Annotated in this window: 18 protein-coding genes; 16 read left to right on the top strand and 2 right to left on the bottom strand. The window is 35.8% G+C overall.

Annotation, left to right across the window (positions count from 1 at the left end; genetic code table 11):
- Nucleotides 1-8: 8 nt before the first annotated feature.
- From ACFQ3N_RS19015 to ACFQ3N_RS18965, 11 genes are all read left to right on the top strand, one after another.
- Nucleotides 9-329, top strand: a complete 321-nt coding sequence (locus tag ACFQ3N_RS19015) for a UxaA family hydrolase (protein WP_390364585.1) — start codon at nucleotides 9-11, stop codon at nucleotides 327-329.
- A complete protein-coding gene (locus tag ACFQ3N_RS19010; RefSeq protein ID WP_390364584.1) occupies nucleotides 326-1,525 on the top strand; it encodes a UxaA family hydrolase in 1,200 nt (399 codons plus the stop codon). Before ACFQ3N_RS19015 ends, ACFQ3N_RS19010 begins: the two co-directional genes overlap by 4 nt.
- Nucleotides 1,522-2,328: a sugar phosphate isomerase/epimerase family protein gene (locus tag ACFQ3N_RS19005; RefSeq protein WP_390364582.1), complete on the top strand. Its 807-nt coding sequence runs from the start codon at nucleotides 1,522-1,524 to the stop codon at nucleotides 2,326-2,328. Before ACFQ3N_RS19010 ends, ACFQ3N_RS19005 begins: the two co-directional genes overlap by 4 nt.
- A gap of 60 nt (nucleotides 2,329-2,388) precedes the next feature.
- Nucleotides 2,389-3,141 (top strand): fumarylacetoacetate hydrolase family protein, encoded by a 753-nt coding sequence (locus tag ACFQ3N_RS19000; RefSeq protein ID WP_390364581.1) that lies wholly within the window; start codon nucleotides 2,389-2,391, stop codon nucleotides 3,139-3,141.
- Between the two features lie 423 nt (nucleotides 3,142-3,564).
- Nucleotides 3,565-4,173, top strand: a complete 609-nt coding sequence (locus tag ACFQ3N_RS18995) for a hypothetical protein (protein WP_390364579.1) — start codon at nucleotides 3,565-3,567, stop codon at nucleotides 4,171-4,173.
- 111 nt (nucleotides 4,174-4,284) lie between these two features.
- Entirely contained in the window at nucleotides 4,285-4,869 is a 585-nt protein-coding gene (locus tag ACFQ3N_RS18990) for a glyoxalase (protein WP_390364577.1), read from the top strand.
- Between the two features lie 248 nt (nucleotides 4,870-5,117).
- Entirely contained in the window at nucleotides 5,118-5,819 is a 702-nt protein-coding gene (locus tag ACFQ3N_RS18985) for a GntR family transcriptional regulator (protein WP_390364575.1), read from the top strand.
- A gap of 88 nt (nucleotides 5,820-5,907) precedes the next feature.
- Entirely contained in the window at nucleotides 5,908-7,107 is a 1,200-nt protein-coding gene (locus ACFQ3N_RS18980) for a trans-sulfuration enzyme family protein (protein ID WP_390364573.1), read from the top strand.
- 320 nt (nucleotides 7,108-7,427) lie between these two features.
- Complete coding sequence (locus ACFQ3N_RS18975; protein WP_390364571.1) at nucleotides 7,428-8,354, top strand: DUF4349 domain-containing protein; 927 nt, start codon at nucleotides 7,428-7,430, stop codon at nucleotides 8,352-8,354.
- A 154-nt stretch (nucleotides 8,355-8,508) separates the two neighbouring features.
- The gene (gene csaA, locus ACFQ3N_RS18970; RefSeq protein WP_390364569.1) at nucleotides 8,509-8,838 is read left to right on the top strand and encodes a chaperone CsaA; all 330 of its coding nucleotides are present in this window, start codon (nucleotides 8,509-8,511) and stop codon (nucleotides 8,836-8,838) included.
- A 105-nt stretch (nucleotides 8,839-8,943) separates the two neighbouring features.
- Nucleotides 8,944-9,924 carry a DUF3231 family protein gene (locus ACFQ3N_RS18965; RefSeq protein WP_390364567.1) on the top strand — a complete coding sequence of 327 codons (981 nt, stop codon included), beginning with the start codon at nucleotides 8,944-8,946 and terminating at the stop codon, nucleotides 9,922-9,924.
- 50 nt (nucleotides 9,925-9,974) lie between these two features.
- Here the strand turns inward: ACFQ3N_RS18965 and ACFQ3N_RS18960 are convergent, their stop codons facing one another.
- Complete coding sequence (locus ACFQ3N_RS18960) at nucleotides 9,975-10,511, bottom strand: CBO0543 family protein (RefSeq protein WP_390364565.1); 537 nt, start codon at nucleotides 10,509-10,511, stop codon at nucleotides 9,975-9,977.
- A 138-nt stretch (nucleotides 10,512-10,649) separates the two neighbouring features.
- Between ACFQ3N_RS18960 and ACFQ3N_RS18955 the strand changes: the two genes are divergently transcribed.
- The 3 genes from ACFQ3N_RS18955 (at nucleotide 10,650) to ACFQ3N_RS18945 (ending at nucleotide 13,495) form a co-directional block, all read left to right on the top strand.
- Nucleotides 10,650-11,438 (top strand): hypothetical protein, encoded by a 789-nt coding sequence (locus ACFQ3N_RS18955; RefSeq protein WP_390364563.1) that lies wholly within the window; start codon nucleotides 10,650-10,652, stop codon nucleotides 11,436-11,438.
- 5 nt (nucleotides 11,439-11,443) lie between these two features.
- Nucleotides 11,444-11,905 carry a hypothetical protein gene (locus tag ACFQ3N_RS18950; RefSeq protein WP_390364561.1) on the top strand — a complete coding sequence of 154 codons (462 nt, stop codon included), beginning with the start codon at nucleotides 11,444-11,446 and terminating at the stop codon, nucleotides 11,903-11,905.
- A 177-nt stretch (nucleotides 11,906-12,082) separates the two neighbouring features.
- Nucleotides 12,083-13,495 (top strand): DHA2 family efflux MFS transporter permease subunit, encoded by a 1,413-nt coding sequence (locus ACFQ3N_RS18945; RefSeq protein ID WP_390364560.1) that lies wholly within the window; start codon nucleotides 12,083-12,085, stop codon nucleotides 13,493-13,495.
- Nucleotides 13,496-13,742: 247 nt separating this feature from the next.
- Here ACFQ3N_RS18945 and ACFQ3N_RS18940 read toward each other — a convergent pair whose 3' ends face one another.
- Nucleotides 13,743-14,342, bottom strand: coding sequence for a class I SAM-dependent methyltransferase (locus tag ACFQ3N_RS18940; protein ID WP_390364559.1), 600 nt, complete (start codon nucleotides 14,340-14,342; stop codon nucleotides 13,743-13,745).
- A gap of 227 nt (nucleotides 14,343-14,569) precedes the next feature.
- Here ACFQ3N_RS18940 and ACFQ3N_RS18935 point away from each other — a divergent pair, with 227 nt between their 5' ends.
- Together ACFQ3N_RS18935 and nagE are read left to right on the top strand one after the other, a co-directional pair.
- On the top strand, nucleotides 14,570-15,061 hold the full coding sequence (locus ACFQ3N_RS18935) for a PTS sugar transporter subunit IIA (RefSeq protein WP_390364557.1): 492 nt from the start codon (nucleotides 14,570-14,572) through the stop codon (nucleotides 15,059-15,061).
- Nucleotides 15,062-15,154: 93 nt separating this feature from the next.
- The gene (gene nagE, locus ACFQ3N_RS18930) at nucleotides 15,155-16,603 is read left to right on the top strand and encodes an N-acetylglucosamine-specific PTS transporter subunit IIBC (protein WP_390364555.1); all 1,449 of its coding nucleotides are present in this window, start codon (nucleotides 15,155-15,157) and stop codon (nucleotides 16,601-16,603) included.
- The last annotated feature ends 17 nt before the right edge of the window (nucleotides 16,604-16,620 follow it).

The following is a 16,620-nucleotide window of genomic DNA, read 5'->3' as shown; positions in this document are numbered from 1 at the left end:
GAATGTAATTGAGTAAAACAGCGATACAGATCAAGGGAAGAGACCAGGTCGCCACTGCAGTGAACAAGTTATTACCACAGGAACAAGTGACAATTACTGGTGTAAATAAGCCGTATTATATAACAGTAAAAAGTACTATACCATTGGCACACAAAATTGCCATTTGTGATATAAAGAAAAATGAAATGATCTATAAATATGGTGAAGAAATAGGTATGGCAACAGAGCAAATCAAAGTCGGTGAGTATGTTCATGTTCATAATTGTTGGGGAACCAAGGCTCGACGTGATACTGCGGAAGTTCAACCAAATGGGGGGATCCAAGAATGAAAATTTCAGGATATCGTAGAGAAGATGGTTCATTTGGTATAAGAAATCACGTTTTGGTTATACCGACTGTATCATGTGTAAATCGAGTTGCAATGGATATAGTCAATAGGACAGAAGCAGTATCTTTTTTACATCCATACGGGTGTACATTTGACGCCGATGAAAACAAAATTACAGATGACACTTTTATTGGACATGGAAAAAATCCAAATGTTGGAGCAGTACTTATTGTTAGTTTAGGTTGTGAAACTGCTTCTGTCTCAAGGATAGTTAAAGAAATCAAGCAAACTGGAAAACCGGTAGAATTTATGATCGTCCAGCTTGCAGGAGGTTCAAGATCGACTACTAAGTTAGGAGTAGAGAAAGTTAATAGTTTACAAGAAAAATTAGGTAAACAGAAAAAAGTAGATGGAGACATGTCAGAAATAATTGTGGCTTTGGAATGTGGCTCCTCAGATGCGTTTTCAGGTATTTCTGCGAATCCAGCTGTGGGTGAAGCTTCAGATCTCATTGTTGAGCAAGGAGGTACAGTGGTTCTCTCAGAAGTGACTGAAATGGTAGGAGCAGAAAATGTACTTTCACGAAGGTCTAGAGATGAAAATATGAAAAAGGATTTATTAGAATTGATTTTGAAGTATGAGATAGAACTTTCTAAAACGACTGAGGATGATAGTGGTGTGTTTATATCCCCAGGAAATATAAAAGGTGGTTTAACGACTATTGAAGAAAAGTCCTTAGGGTGCATATACAAAGCGGGTACAACAACAATTAATCAAATTGTGAAATATGGGGAAAAACCGAGTGAAAAGGGTGTTATTATTATGGATACCCCAGGTTTTGATATTGCCTCTGTTACTGGAAAGGTGGCAGGTGGTGCTCAAATTGTCCTTTTTACGACCGGTAAAGGAACACCAACAGGGTCGCCTATTGCTCCAGTTCTTAAAATAAGTTCGAATAATGAAATATATGACAAATTAAGAGAAGATATCGATATTAGTGCTGGAGATGTCTTAGAAGGTAAGAAAACACTTAAAGAAGTAGGGAAGGAAATCCTAGGACTGATTTTAGATACTGTGAATGGAAAAGAGTCCAAGTCAGAATATTCGCAAATACAGGAGTTTTCCATCCCAAATGTAAGTGTTGTGAAAAAAGAGGCTATTCATGAGGAGCTAGAGAAAAGGAAGAAATCTATATGAAACTAGCATATATGTACGCAACACCTGATGTTAATCATTCAAATGTTACCGCCATACAGGGTGATATGTTTGAAACATTAACTTATATTCAAAAAATAGGTTATTCAGGAGTAGAATTGCTGGTCCGTGACCCTAGGGAAATTAATCAAAATCGATTGAAGGATATCATTTCAGAATTAAATCTTGATGTTCCTGCAATTTGTACCGGTGAAATATATGGTGAAGATAAGATCTCATTTGCAGATAATGATTCAAATATTCGAAAAGAAGCAATTGTTAGAATGAAAGCTACGATGGAAATGGCTAGGGATTTTAATGCAATGGTAAACATTGGTAGGCTTAGAGGTAGATATATTAATGGAATTCCCAAAATACAAACATTGCAATGGATGAAAGAAGCTATTAGTGAATGTGCGCATACCTACCCAGAAGTCCCTATTTTATTAGAGCCTGTAAACAGACAATATGCTAACTGTCTGTTAAATACAAAAGAAACACTAGAATTTGTAGAAGAACTAAATATACCGAGTCTTGGAATGATGCTTGATGTTGTTCATATGCTTTTCGAAGGCGAAAAATTAACTGAGACTTTTCAAATGGCAAAAAATCGCTTTTGGCATTTTCATATTAGTGATTCTGATAGGTATCCACCAGGCTACGGAGACTATGATATTAACATTATTATGAAATTACTAATTAAATCTGGATTTGACAAGTACGTCACAATAGAAAGTTTTCAAAAGCCAAACGCAATGTCGGCAATTAATAGAAGTTACGAAGTATTGGAGCAGCATTTTAACTAAATGTAAGTAGAATAAAATCATAACATACTGTTGAAAACATTTAACTAGGAGGAGAATTCAATGAAAATTGCTTACTATAAGTATAAAGATATTAATAGTTATGGCATTATAAGAGAAAACATTGTTTATCCAGTAATTGGAAACATTTTTAAAGACTTTGATACAGAGTCTGATGGAGTACCAGTGGATGAAGTGAAACTGCTTGCTCCGATCAGGCCAAGAAAGTTAGTTTGTGTAGGGTTAAATTATGAGTTACATGCTAAAGAATCGAAAATGGATATTCCGGATGAACCTATGATATTTATGTGTTCACCGGCTGCTATTATTGGAACTCAAGATACAATTGAATTAGATAATAAAAGTGATTGTATTGATTATGAGGCAGAGTTGGCTATAGTAATTAAAAAAGAAGGGAAAAATATTCTAGCAAGTCAATACCAAGACTACATTTTAGGATACACATGTGGCAATGATGTTTCTAACCGTGATTTACAAAAAAAGGATGGCCAATTTACACGAGCCAAATCTTTTGATACATACAAGCCTCTTGGACCATATATTGAGACAGAACTTAACCCTAATAAATTAGATATTAAACTTTGGCAAAATGGAGAAATGAAGCAGTCTTCAAATACAAGTGACATGATTTTTTCCGTAGATAAAATAATTGAATTTATATCACACATCATGACGTTAGAGCCTGGAGACGTGATATTAACTGGTACCCCTTCTGGCATAGGAAAGTTAGAAAAAGGGGATTTCATCAAAGTTGAAATTGAAAATATTGGTGAATTACTTAATGACGTAAAATAACTGGATATAACTGGAGAAATGCTACCAATATAGTAGCCTAAGATAGAACTAAATCTTTGTTGAAGGTACAGTTAAGAGTACTTAGATCTTTATCCGAATAGTGGAGTAAAAAACTCACTATTCGGTTTCTTTGTGGTTCTCTAAAAAGTCGTTGACTTCTGAATATTTCAGAACAACAAGTTAATAATTGATTTTGAAACTATAAAATCGCTATTGTTAAGTGTATATGAATTTTTTATAAATCTATAGGTAGTTGACCTAATAAAGTGTAAAATCATAAAAAATACAAGATGGTGTATTATTTAGTTATAAGCTAAAGGAAGGCAAAACTAAGAAGCATGACAAGCATTATTTTTGAACATGAATTACACGAAGGGGAATATCGAGACTGCTGGTTAATGGAGTATAAAAGAGGTGTAAGGTTTGGAAAATGAAATGTTGAATAGACAAGATTTATACGAAAAAGTAAAACTGGTTAAAGGGAAAGACTTTTTAACCATCGAAGATACTGAAGAGCTTAACACCGAAGAAATGTTATACCTTATTTCTCATCTTATTACCGATCCGTCTGTGAAAGAAATATCTAGTTTAAATATTCTCGTAAATAGTAAGTTTACCGACAGAGTAGATTTTTACTTGAAGAAAAATGATTTTCAGTTTGATGATGAATTAGTAACGGTTTTTAAGATACTTCAGCTGGATAACACAAGGGACAAAGGTTTTACGTTCAAGTCGTTGCATGAGGTATCAAGAGAAGATTTTATACATATATGGGAACAGACAGAACCAGGTACCGAAGATGAGGGAAGGTTGTTTTATTTTGGCTTGATTCCGTCTGAACGTGGAAAGGGCAAAAGTAAGTTACTTCATTTACAAGCCATACAGATGCTAGAAAGTGACTTGCATGCATCCTTCTACATCGGTTGTACAAGTAAAAATAACACACCCATGTTAAAAACGTTTATGAATAATGGATGTACAGAATTAAAGCGATATAGGGCGTATAAAAGAAAAACTGATATTGTTGGTTAAGAAATAATTGTATGAAAGGATTATAATAAAGTGGAAATAAAAAAAGTCTTCTTGAATACAGATAACCTTGAAAAGATGATACATTTTTACACAAAAACATTATGATTTGATATGGAAGCACATGCTGAAGGCAGGTTCTCCATAGTAGTTGGAAGTAGTGAGTTAGAGTTCGTTCAACGTGATAATGAAGGCTGCTTTTATCATTTCGCTTTTAATTTAGCAATTGGCCATTTTGAAGGAGCTAAGAAATATATTCAAAGTCGTGTTCCGCTAAATATCGAAGACAATAAGGATGAAGTATATTTTGAATATGCTAATGGTCGTGCATTTTACTTTGAGGATCCGTCTAACAATATAGTTGAATTTATTGTTAGAGAAAATTTTAGTGAAGAAATGAAGGGACCTTTCTCCATTAATAATCTATTAAATATAGCCGAAATTAGTTTGACTACTAATGATGTTCGTAAACATGGTAAAAAATTGACTGATCTTGGCATCCCTGAAAGAGACGGGGATGTGGTGGATCCTAACAGTTTAAACTTCATGGGGGAAAATGGGAGTTATTTGTTGTTAGGCCCGACAGGTAGGAAATGGTTGTTTTCCCAACAATTCTCCGTGCCTTATCCTATAACCATTACACTAGGGGATGGAAGGAGAATATGCTTGAATGAAAAAGGAGAATTAGAACTGTCCTGAAGAAATAGTAAACTAAGGGGAAGTCTGACATTAATTCGGTAATAGAGCGGAAATCACTTTTACTAGTGATAACGAAAGCAACTAAATAATTAGAGAAAAATGTTTTTTAAGTGTATTGACAATTCAAAATTTATAAATTAGTATAATGTACACAAACATTGTATACAAATAATGTATACAATGTTTGTGTACATTATTTTTTATACAGATATTATTTATATAAAAATTAAGACAAAGAAGGTAAATCAATGAATAATCAACTTAATCGTACATCATTAAAAGGCGTTTCTGCGAAAGACTATGCTTATTATGAAATTAAGCAACGGATCACAGAAGGAAAGTTGCATCCAGACCAACCTGTTATAGAAGAGGATATATCCTCAAAATTGAAAATCAGTCGTACACCTCTCCGCGGAGCTCTTGAAAGACTTGAATTTGAGAAACTGGTAGTGCGTCAGTCGAATGGAAGACTTAAAATAGCTCCAATTTCGGTAGAGGAGGTTAAAGAAATATTTAAAGTGCGATCCAAGCTAGAAGAAATTGCTGTTATTGAGGCAACTGAAAATGCTACTGACAATGATATTAGAATTTTATCTGAAATTGCTAGTAAGATTATGAATACTTCCAAAGACGGTAACATTGAAGATGTTTTATATTATGGGGCCAAGTTCCACTCCTACATCTATGATTTAAGCGGTAATAAAACTGTAAATAATTTTTTAGCTCAACTAAATGACCATATTCATAGATACCGTCGTTTAGTTCCTAAACAAAGTGTAGAACGGATTATTGAAGAAGGAGAGGAACATCAACTGATTTTAGATTGTATAGCTAATAAAGATACAGAAGGGGCTGAGCTTGCAATGAATAAACATATACAAAAAAGTCTATCCTCAGCCATTACAGCAATTGGTATTTATGAAAATAATAATGATAGCTCCATATGGTGATTAGGATTCAATAAACCACTTTTACTTAAAATGAAATGATTCTATAAAAATAGATAAAAAACATTAACTAGAAGGAGTTCAGCAAGTTATGATGACAAATTGGAAGTTTAACACCCTAGCTGTTCACAGCGAACAGAGCCCAGATGAAAAGTCAGGTGCTGTTTCGCAGCCAATCATACCAGCAGTGGCATATTCCTTTGAGGATGCAGATGCTGCAGTTGCAGTGGTTTCTGGCGAAATAGATGGAAGATATTACGGGAGATATGGTAATCCAACTACAAGAACACTTGAGAAAAAAATGGCAACTTTAGAAGGTGCGGAAGATGCTTTAGGTGTTAGTAGCGGAATGGCAGCAATTAGTATTGCATTGATGGCTCATCTTAGTTCGGGTGATCATGTAGTAGTTACTAAAGACGTATATGGAGGGACTCATAAATTCCTATCTACAATAGCTCCGAGGTATGGAATGGAGCATGACTTTGTGGATTGTACAAGTATGGCGTGTGTTGAAAGCGCTATAAAAGGTAATACACGTGCTGTTTATATTGAAACACCTTCGAACCCGAGTCTTACATTGATTGATATTAAAGCAGTTGCCAAAATTACAAAAAGACATAATATCGCTTTGATTGTAGATAACACGTTTATGACACCTTATTTACAAAAACCATTGGAACTTGGTGCAGACGTTGTTGTTCATAGTGCGACAAAATATTTAAATGGGCATGGAGATGTTGTTGCAGGAATTATTTGTGGTGAAAAGAAAGACATAGATTATATGCGCAAAGATGTAATGGGTGACCTTGGACAAAATCTTAATGCTTGGGAATCATTTTTAATCTTAAGAGGTATAAAAACATTGGGTATACGTTTAGAGAAACATTGTAGAAACGCACAAAAAGTAGCTGAATTTCTTGAGATGCATCCATTTGTTGATAAAGTATATTATCCTGGTTTAGAATCGCATCCACAACATTTGTTGGCAAAACAACAAATGAAAAAAATGGGTGGTATTGTATCCTTTGAAGTTAAAGGAGGTGTACAAGCAGGAAAAGACTTTATTAGTGCATTAAAAATCGCTTTGATATCTTTTAGTCTTGGTGACCCGGAAACTTTAGTGCAGCACCCAGCATCAATGACCCATTCATCCATTCCAGATGATTTACTTGCCGAATTTGGGATTGCAAAAGGATTAATTAGATTGTCTGTAGGGTTGGAAGATGTAGAGGACATAATTTCTGATTTAGAGCAAGCTTTATTGTCAGTTGCTGTTACAGTCAACAAATAATAAGGTTACTTAAACTAATAGGTGAAGTGACAGGGAAATTAGATTTAAGTTGTGGCGATGCTAGATTTGGATACGAATTTATTCAAATTTGTTAGAAGGAAAGGGTTCCCATAAAGGGGAGTGAGTTATTTCAACCTGTTATGTTTCTCGATTTCTACTCGTTGTACTATAAACTTCCATAATCATCACCTCGCTATTTTTCTATATTATTAGAATGAAATATTCAATAATTATAGAATTCCATTTTGTAGATTTTAACACACGTAACTTTTTTCAGTAAATTCCGTCTATATGTTAAAGAGAAGAATGGGGTGGTCAAGGTGAAAAAAGGGTTTCTTATTATGATTTTTATCAGTTTTAGTTTCCTGATGGTAGCTTGTAGTAACGACGAATCAAAAGATAGCGAGGCAAGTTATGATCGTGCTACGGAAGATGGTATGCAGGAGAAAAATAACAATTCGATAGGTGGAACAGATGATTCTGAGCAACAAGAAGCTGATTCCCAAGGTGAGGATGCATCTTCACAAGAAGGTGAAGTTAGTGAAATAGATCGAAAAATAATCTATACTGCTAACCTGCATATTGAAGTAAAAGAATATCAAGAAGCATTAACTGATATTCAGACCCGGGTTTCAGAGCGCGGTGGATACATCGTGGAATCAAATATGCACCAAAGTGACTCTGAAGGTGGCTCAACCAATGGGCAGATAACCGCTCGGATTCCCCAAGCACATTTTCAGGAATTTATTGATTTTGTCGAAGAAGGAAGCAGCAAAGTTTTGGAAAGCTCGAGTACAGGGGAGGACGTGACAGAAGAGTATGTTGATTTGGAATCACGCCTTAAATCAAAACGTGTTGTGGAGGAACGGTTACTTTCTTTTATGGAACAAGCAGAAGAAACGGAGGATCTGTTAACTATTTCTGACGATTTGGCAACCGTCCAGGAAGCGATTGAGGAAGTAACCGGTCGAATGAATTACTTGCAGAATAAAGCCGACTTAGCAACTGTTAGAATCCATATTCAAGAAAAGAATGTAACCATTTCCGGAATGAATGAAGGTGAGTTAAATACCTGGGAAAAAACCAAAGAACAATTTCTAAAAAGTATCAACTTTTTACTTTCCGCTTTTTCAGGCCTCTTCGTCTTCTTTATTGGAAACCTACCAGTCCTTATACTGTTAGGTAGCATTGGTCTGATTTCGATTTTAATAATTAAGAGGGTAAAAAAGCGTAACCAGAGAAATTGAAATAGAGGCACAATTCTTTATTGTTTTAGGACGTCTTCATTACTTAGTTATTAAAGAGTAAGGTATAACAATAAGATAAGGAGATTGAATAATCTTTTATTTTTTAATTCAGTATTGTAAAGTAAAGCTAACAGTAAAATAGGAGGTAGTTGACGTGGCAACAATTGAAGATTTTATGGAACTCGATATGCGTGTAGGTACAGTACTAAAAGCAGAGTCATTTCCGGAAGCTCGTAAACCCGCTATAAAATTGGAAGTCGATTTTGGTGAGTTGGGGGTTAAGCAATCATCAGCTCAAATAACCAAAAGGTATGAACCGGAACAACTAATTGGACGACAAGTGGTTGGAGTCGTAAATTTCCCACCGATGCGAGTTGCAGGATTTAAGTCAGAGGTGTTAGTAATAGGTGGGGTACCAGAACAAGATGACGTGGTACTGTTAAGACCTGATGAGCACGTTGAAAATGGCACACGTATTTCCTGATCATTTGCTTGTAAAAACGTACAGATAATGTGCGTTTTTTTATTGAATACTTCGTTTAATGTGGGGGAATATAACGCAAAACACCCATATTGGAGTGATTTTAATTTGGAAAATACATTAAATACTTCAGAGGTTACAAGTCTTTTTAATTCGTATCTTGGCAATAGCATGGCAGTAGGGGTTACAACATATTTTATTAAGACTGCAGAAGACCCACAAGTTATCTCGGTACTTGAGACTGCTTTGGATGTTGCTATTTTTAATACGCAGGAAGCTAAGAAGTTGTTAAATCAATTTGGACACCCCTCACCAGAAGTATTCACCGATGAAGATATCGATTTTAAAGCACCAGCTCTTTATAAAGATAATGTTATTCTATTTGTAAAATATATACTGGCACAAGATGCTGGACCAATTTATTCGGTTTCCTTTTCAGAATCTACAAGCTATGATGTTCGTCAGTACTACCTGGCCAGTTTAACAAAAACATCACATTTTATGAATGAACTTGTAGGGCTAATGGAGCAAAGAGGACTCTTTCATCCAAAGATATCCGTTCCGGTGCCGGAAAGTATTGGAAAAGTCCGTAAACAATCGTTTGTGGGTGGGTGGCTTTCTGGGGATCGTCCTTTAAATACTGCAGAGATTACCCAACTGGTGACCAACCATAGAAACCTGGAGCTTCAACACGAATTTTTAAGAAGTTTTGCTCAAGTCACTTCTTCAAAAGAATTGAAGGAACATTATAAACGTGGTGAGAAAATCGCTAAAAAGCAGATGGGAATTTTTCAATCTTTACTACAAGCATACAACTTACCTAACTTTCCAACATGGGAAAATGAAATTACAGACAGTACTGTTGCTCCATTTTCAGAACGTATTATGCTATATAAATTATCCGTTTTTGTGGCAGCGACTGTTTCGAGATATGGGACTTCACTAGGAACGATTATGAGAAAAGATATCGGAGTTGATTTTTCTCGATTAATGGCAGAGACAGCTTTATATGGCGAGGATACGTTAAATCTAATGATTAAATATGGCTTTTTAGACGAGTTTCCGATGGCGAAGGTTTTGCCTAAATAATTCGATTCGTGTTTATTTGATAGTAAGAACATACTGAGGAGTATGTTCTTTTATTTTAGAGAAACTTTATCTGCTAGCCATTTAACGAAAATACCAATTACTATATAAAAAGGACCGGAATACCAATGTTCCCAACGTAATTGCAAATACAAGTCGAATTTTATAAACATAGGTTCTACGACAAAAATAGCGAAAATGCTTACCAAGGTAAGCACAAATAAGAATAATCTCCACCGAATGAAGTACTGATATACAAGCATATATCCTACTGGAACAATAGCAAGATCTACTGGTTGAAATTGGTTTGAGAATGGTGTCAGAAGGTAAGGATAGGTCCATAAGGCTAATGAAAGACCGATATCATCCAACAATAATGCAATAAAACTTGTGATAAATCCAACAAATAAAATGGTTTTCACCCTACTTTTATCCACCAGAAATGCCCAAATTATCCATATGGCAATAGTTACACCAATTAAAAACCACCACTGATTAGAAAAAATAACATTCTCAAAATAGTGTTCTATTCGTAATTGGACTAACTTTTCATTAGTTTCTAAAACTTCGTTAAATATGGAAAATATCATAGAGGATGTTCACCTTTCTTAAAGGTACTGAGTAACTATATGTTTTGTTTTGCCATAATAAATATACATTCTAGAATAAACAACACCTATATGGCAAACCTAAAAAGGATTTGAAAATTCATGTAACAGGAGTTATATATGAATAATTATAGTAATAACAACACTGCTAGACGTTATACGGCACATGTAAGTATTCTTGGTACTACTCAACTCCATTTACGAAATCCGTATATTGTTGCATGGTGGAGTGCTGCTTTTCCTGGGTTTGGTCACTTACTTCTTTCAAAATACCTCCGAGGTTTTTCATTATTCATTTGGGAGGTAGTTGTTAATGTACAAGCTAAACTTAATTTAGGAATCGTTTATTCCCTTCAAGGTGATATAGATATGGCCATTAACGTATTAGACACGAGGTGGATTTTACTGTATATGCCAGTATATTTGTTTGGAATTTGGGATAGTTACCGAACAACAGTAGATATGAACAAAGTATACATTCTTGCAGCACGAGAAGAACATCGCTTCAATTCATTTAGTTTAGGTTCAATGGAAATTAATTATTTAGATAAACGAAATCCTGTAATAGCACTAATGTGGTCACTGTTTGTACCAGGTCTTGGACAGCTTTACATACACAGAGTTATTACAGCTTTCTTTGTCATTATTTGGTCTGTTATTTTTTTCTATTTTTCACATATTCTTGAGGCTGTACAGCTTTTTCTCGTAGGAGAAATCCATCAGGCTAACTCCGTTTTAAAACCACAATGGCTTCTTTTCTTACCTTCCATTTACGGTTTTGCTATTTATGACTCCTATATGAATACAGTTGAGAATAATAAACTTTTTGATAAAGAACAACGTCAATTTTTGAAAGAGAATTATCAAGACCCTGATTTTTCATTACTAAAAGGACAAAAAGTGAAGTGATAAATATGCAACTATTCTCAACGTTTGAAAATACCTTATTTTTAGAAATGGCTATTTCAACATTGGAAAAAAAAGGGGTTAAAAAAGAGAATATATATGCCGTTGCACTTGATAATCGAACTGAAGAACGAAATCTGTTTGATAGCATTCACAATTCAGATGGAACATCCATGATCGATATAGGGATAGCCCTTGCAACGGCTTTCTCTGTTATAGGAACAAGTATTGGATTCGAATTGGCTTGGGGGCCAATTTTCTGGGGGATCATGAGTGCGTTTATTGGTTTTGTCTTGGGTGTAGCTATAAGACTGTTTACAGAAAAGGTTCTTAAAAAACAAAAGAGGGTTTTAAGAGGAAAACAATCTGAAGTAATACTAATTGTTGACTGTGATGATAGCCAGGGTGAGCTTGTGGAAAATATTCTATGGGAACATCTTGCTTTAGGAGTCGCAAAAGTTAAAAAGTAGTTTTTAACAATATCTATCTAGGCGCTCACCAATAAAAGGGTTAGCGTCTACTTTTGTCTGAACTAATGCTTTTTCTTTTTGTATTTATCTGTTAAGATGTACTATTGTATTTGTTAGATATAGACGGAAAAATAAGTATAAGACTACGTTTAGGTAAGAAAGAAGGAAGTAAGAAATATGGTTGGAAATAATGATACACCTCAATCGAGGGAAACAATTAATAGAGTACCACTGATGATCGTATTAATTTCAGGGGCGTTTATTGCAATCTTGAATCAGACGCTACTAGGTACCGCACTTCCTCCGATAATGGAAGATTTGAATTTAAATGAAAATACAGTTCAATGGCTGCAATCCATTTTTATGCTTGTTAATGGTATTATGATACCTATTACAGCATTTTTAATTGCTCGGTTTACAACTAGAAGGTTATTTCTTACTGCTATGAGTATATTTGCTTTAGGGACGTTAATTTGTGCCCTCGCACCAAATTTCGCCTTTTTGATGGCGGGAAGAGTCCTTCAAGCTGGCGGTGCAGGTATTATGATGCCATTGATGCAGACAATATTGTTTCTTGTCTTTCCTATTGAAAAAAGGGGAGCAGCAATGGGTATGTTTGGTTTAGTTATTGCCTTCGCGCCGGCAATAGGACCGACATTGTCTGGTTACCTTGTGGAACATTACCCATGGAGAAGCCTATTTTATGTGGTTTTTCCTATTGCTATCATAGATATTATTGTTGCGTATATGATTCTTAAAAATGTTACGAAGCAGACCTTTCCAAGGGTTGATATCTTATCGATCATCCTGTCTACCTTAGGATTTGGTGGTTTGCTATATGGGTTTAGTACTGCTGGTAATGCTGGTTGGTTTAGTGAACATGTTATTATCTCGATGACTGTTGGTGCTATTTCGCTTGTTTGGTTTATCATCAGACAGTTAAAACTTGAACAGCCTATCCTTGAGTTTCGCGTATTTAAAAATAAAATCTTCACATTAACAACTGGCTTAGGTATGGTTGTTTTTATTGCAATGATCGGAGCAGCTGTCGTATTACCATTATTGATGCAAAATTTCTTAGGATTTTCACCAATGGTATCAGGGTTAGCACTATTACCAGGAGCCTTTTTAATGGGGATTATGAATCCAATAACAGGAAGACTGTTTGATAAATTTGGTGCTAGATGGTTGTCCATAATTGGTCTTTCCATCGTAGTTATTACTACCTTTATGTTTACCAACCTAACCATTCAAACTACGTTTACGTATATAGCAACCGTTAACGCGGCAAGAATGCTAGGTATTGCGATGGTTATGATGCCAGTAACAACAGCTGGGTTGAATCAGCTCCAGGATGATTTAATACCACATGGAACAGCCATGAACAATACGATGCGCCAAATAGCAGGAGCAGTTGGAACAGCACTATTAGTAACAGTTATGACAACCAGTGCAATTCCTGATGCAGGTGTAGAAGGACTCATTCATGGGGTTAATGTATCCTTTATCGTTGCAGGTATATTTGCTATCATTGGGCTTATATTAGCTTTCTTTATTAGAAAACCAGAGCCAAGAACGGAAACTTCCTAATAACAAAAACGACTATTTTTAAATAGTCGTTTTTGTTATCGTCTAGGAAATTATAAAATTAGGAGCCTGTGGATAATTTATTTACTGCTTAAGCCACGTCCAGCTCCAGCGCCCGTGCTGTTAGTGGGCTTCCTGATCCTCCTTACGATAAGTCAACATCGAATCGCTACCGCTCTTCGTGTTTCCTTTATCTCATGCGGATAAGTCCAGCCCATACGTCGCTAAACGGGCGCTTGCGCTTTTGTTATTACTTTTTTATAACGGCCTGTATGACATGTCCTAAGCCTGTATGTCTTGATCCTTCATTTCTCTCTGCTTCTCCGTAATAAAAGTGAATGCACGTATAGGGGAGAATCCAACTTAGAACGTCTATTGGGTCATATAAATACTTAAGTGTAGGCGGTCCACCTGTCTTATACATAAGTTGTGCGTCTGAATATACTTCAAAGATTATGTACCCACCTGGTTTTACGGATTCAATCATGCCTTCAATCATAAATTGCTGGTAGGTTTTTGGGATGTGTCCAAATACCATCACTGCTGCATCATATTGATTTGCACCAGCTTTTTCTTTTGTTAAATCAAGCGCAACAGTTTCCACGTTAACACTATTTTTCTTTGCCAACGTCTTTGTTTTTTCAAGGCCAACAGTTGAAAGATCAAAGGCAGTTACATCATGACCAAGTCTTGATAAATAGACGGCATTTCGTCCCTCTCCTTCAGCAAAACAACCAATGTTAGATTGCTCTGGAATTAGATAGCTCATCTTGTTTATAAAGACATTTTCTTCCTCTCCATACACAAAATCATCTTCAGAAAACCTGTTATTCCAATGTTCTTTTGCCATAGTCATAGTCTCCTTTATGGGAAGCGAATACTTACCTTAGCATAAGTATAAATCAAAATGTATAATAGCTAAACTTATTTTTAGGTTAGTCGTATTTTTAAAGACATTATATGGATTATTTGATGGTAATTTTGAACAAATGGGTAACTATAAACGATGAATAGATTAAATGATAAGTGGGTATGAGGTTTATGCTTATATTTTTAGTACGAAGGAGGAATGAATTTATGTTAAAAAATATGTTTAAAAAATCAAACCCAAAATCGGAAATTTACGCCCCGGTTAATGGGAAAATTGTTCCGATAGAGGATGTTCCAGATCCCGTTTTCAGTCAAAAAATGATGGGGGAAGGCATTGCCATTATTCCGAGTGAAGGTAAAGCCTATGCCCCGGTAGATGGGGAGGTTATCCAAATCCCGGATACAAAACATGCAATAGGAATACGCGCAGACGATGGCTCCGAGATTTTGATTCATATTGGCCTGGAGACGGTATCTTTAGATGGACAAGGTTTCAACGTGTTAGTTAATACAGGAGACACTGTTTCTGTGGGGCAACCACTTATGGAGTTTGATTTAGACTATATTAAAAACCACGCATCAGATATTATCACACCTATCGTAATTACCAATAGTAAGGATACAGACAAAAACTATACGATGACAGATGAAAAAGAAGGCAAGATAGGAGAAACAGTAATTATAACTGCTTCTAGTTGATGATGTTGACCTACGTATAGATTAATGGAATATAGGTGATTGTAAAAGGTACATGATTTTATAAAATTACGTTTTAATGAGGAGGAAATCAGCATGATGAAGTACTTGCAAAATCTCGGTCGCTCCTTGATGCTACCTGTAGCGGTATTACCTGCTGCTGCGATTCTAGTTGGTATCGGCAACTGGATTCTTGCATTTGATGAGGAAAATACGATAGCAACGTTCCTGACGAGTGGTGGTACAGCGATAATAGGCAACCTGGCTATTTTGTTTGCAGTCGGTGTTGCAATTGGCATGTCTAGGGAACAAGATGGAGCAGCAGGTTTGAGTGGGCTTGTTGCATTTTTAGTGATAACAACCATACTTTCAACAGATAATGTTGCCAGCTTACAAGGCATAGAAGCAGATAATGTTAATGCAGCTTTTGGAAGTATTGAAAATGTATTTATTGGAATTATTTCCGGTATTGTTGCATCCATTATGTACAATAGATTTAGTGAAGTAAGGTTACCGGATGCTTTGGCTTTCTTTAGTGGAAAGAGGCTTGTTCCGATTATGAGTGCAGGTGCCATGCTCATTGTCTCAGCGATTTTATTCTTTATCTGGCCTGTAATTTATTCAGGACTTGTGGCATTTGGAACAGGAATCATTGACTTAGGTTCAGTTGGCGCAGGTTTATATGGTTTCTTTAACAGGTTACTTATACCTACCGGGTTGCATCATGCGTTGAACTCCGTTTTTTGGTTTGATGTTGCCGGCATTAATGACATAGCAAAATTCTGGGATAGTGAAGGAGAAAAAGGAGTTACCGGACGTTATCTAGCAGGGTTTTTCCCAATCATGATGTTTGGTTTACCAGCAGCAGCATTGGCAATGTTCCACACAGCTAAAACAAAACGTAAAAAACAAGCAGCATCATTAATGATGGCAGCTGGGTTTGCTTCATTCTTTACGGGGGTAACGGAACCACTAGAATTCTCATTCATGTTCTTAGCTCCTGCATTATACGTAGTGCACGCAGCACTTACAGGGCTTTCGTTAATGATAGCTGCTATGTTTCAATGGACAGCTGGGTTTAGCTTTAGCGCAGGGTTTGTTGATTATATTTTAAGTTTGAGTGTACCCATAGCTAATATGCCACTTATGCTGATGGTTCAAGGTCTTGTATTTGCTGTCATATATTACTTCCTGTTCCGTTTCTTAATTCTTAAGTTTAATTTAAAAACGCCAGGACGAGAAGACGATGAAGAAGTTCAAGAAGCGGCTGAAGATACTGTAGAAGATGACGGACAGGATGATCTAGCAGTTATGGCAAAACAAATTTATGAAGGTTTAGGTGGAGATGAGAACGTTACAACAGTAGATAATTGTGTATCCCGTTTAAGACTGGAAGTAGAAGATATGGACGTAGTAGACCAAAATAAAATCAAAGCAACAGGTGTACCAGGTATCAATATTGTTGGAAAAAATAATATACAAGTAGTTGTCGGAACACAAGTCCAATTTGTTGCTGATGAAATAAGAAGATTACGTAAACGGTGATCATTAAAGACTGTGTA

The sequence above is a fragment of the Virgibacillus byunsanensis genome (genome assembly GCF_042675965.1).
Taxonomy (GTDB): Bacteria; Bacillota; Bacilli; order Bacillales; family Amphibacillaceae; genus Virgibacillus_R; species Virgibacillus_R byunsanensis.
The sequence above is the reverse complement of the archived record's forward strand: the minus strand, read 5'-3'. Positions and strand labels throughout refer to the sequence as shown.

What these genes read in the sequence shown, in the direction of transcription:
- ACFQ3N_RS19010 (WP_390364584.1), top strand. Translation starts at nt 326, where the DNA reads ATGAAAATTTCAGGATATCGTAGAGAAGATGGTTCATTTGGTATAAGA.
- ACFQ3N_RS19005 (WP_390364582.1), top strand. Translation starts at nt 1,522, where the DNA reads ATGAAACTAGCATATATGTACGCAACACCTGATGTTAATCATTCAAAT.
- ACFQ3N_RS19000 (WP_390364581.1), top strand. Translation starts at nt 2,389, where the DNA reads ATGAAAATTGCTTACTATAAGTATAAAGATATTAATAGTTATGGCATT.
- ACFQ3N_RS18990 (WP_390364577.1), top strand. Translation starts at nt 4,285, where the DNA reads ATGGAAGCACATGCTGAAGGCAGGTTCTCCATAGTAGTTGGAAGTAGT.
- ACFQ3N_RS18985 (WP_390364575.1), top strand. Translation starts at nt 5,118, where the DNA reads ATGAATAATCAACTTAATCGTACATCATTAAAAGGCGTTTCTGCGAAA.
- ACFQ3N_RS18980 (WP_390364573.1), top strand. Translation starts at nt 5,908, where the DNA reads ATGATGACAAATTGGAAGTTTAACACCCTAGCTGTTCACAGCGAACAG.
- ACFQ3N_RS18960 (WP_390364565.1), bottom strand. Translation starts at nt 10,511, where the DNA reads ATGATATTTTCCATATTTAACGAAGTTTTAGAAACTAATGAAAAGTTA.
- ACFQ3N_RS18955 (WP_390364563.1), top strand. Translation starts at nt 10,650, where the DNA reads ATGAATAATTATAGTAATAACAACACTGCTAGACGTTATACGGCACAT.
- ACFQ3N_RS18950 (WP_390364561.1), top strand. Translation starts at nt 11,444, where the DNA reads ATGCAACTATTCTCAACGTTTGAAAATACCTTATTTTTAGAAATGGCT.
- ACFQ3N_RS18945 (WP_390364560.1), top strand. Translation starts at nt 12,083, where the DNA reads ATGGTTGGAAATAATGATACACCTCAATCGAGGGAAACAATTAATAGA.
- ACFQ3N_RS18940 (WP_390364559.1), bottom strand. Translation starts at nt 14,342, where the DNA reads ATGGCAAAAGAACATTGGAATAACAGGTTTTCTGAAGATGATTTTGTG.
- ACFQ3N_RS18935 (WP_390364557.1), top strand. Translation starts at nt 14,570, where the DNA reads ATGTTAAAAAATATGTTTAAAAAATCAAACCCAAAATCGGAAATTTAC.
- nagE (WP_390364555.1), top strand. Translation starts at nt 15,155, where the DNA reads ATGATGAAGTACTTGCAAAATCTCGGTCGCTCCTTGATGCTACCTGTA.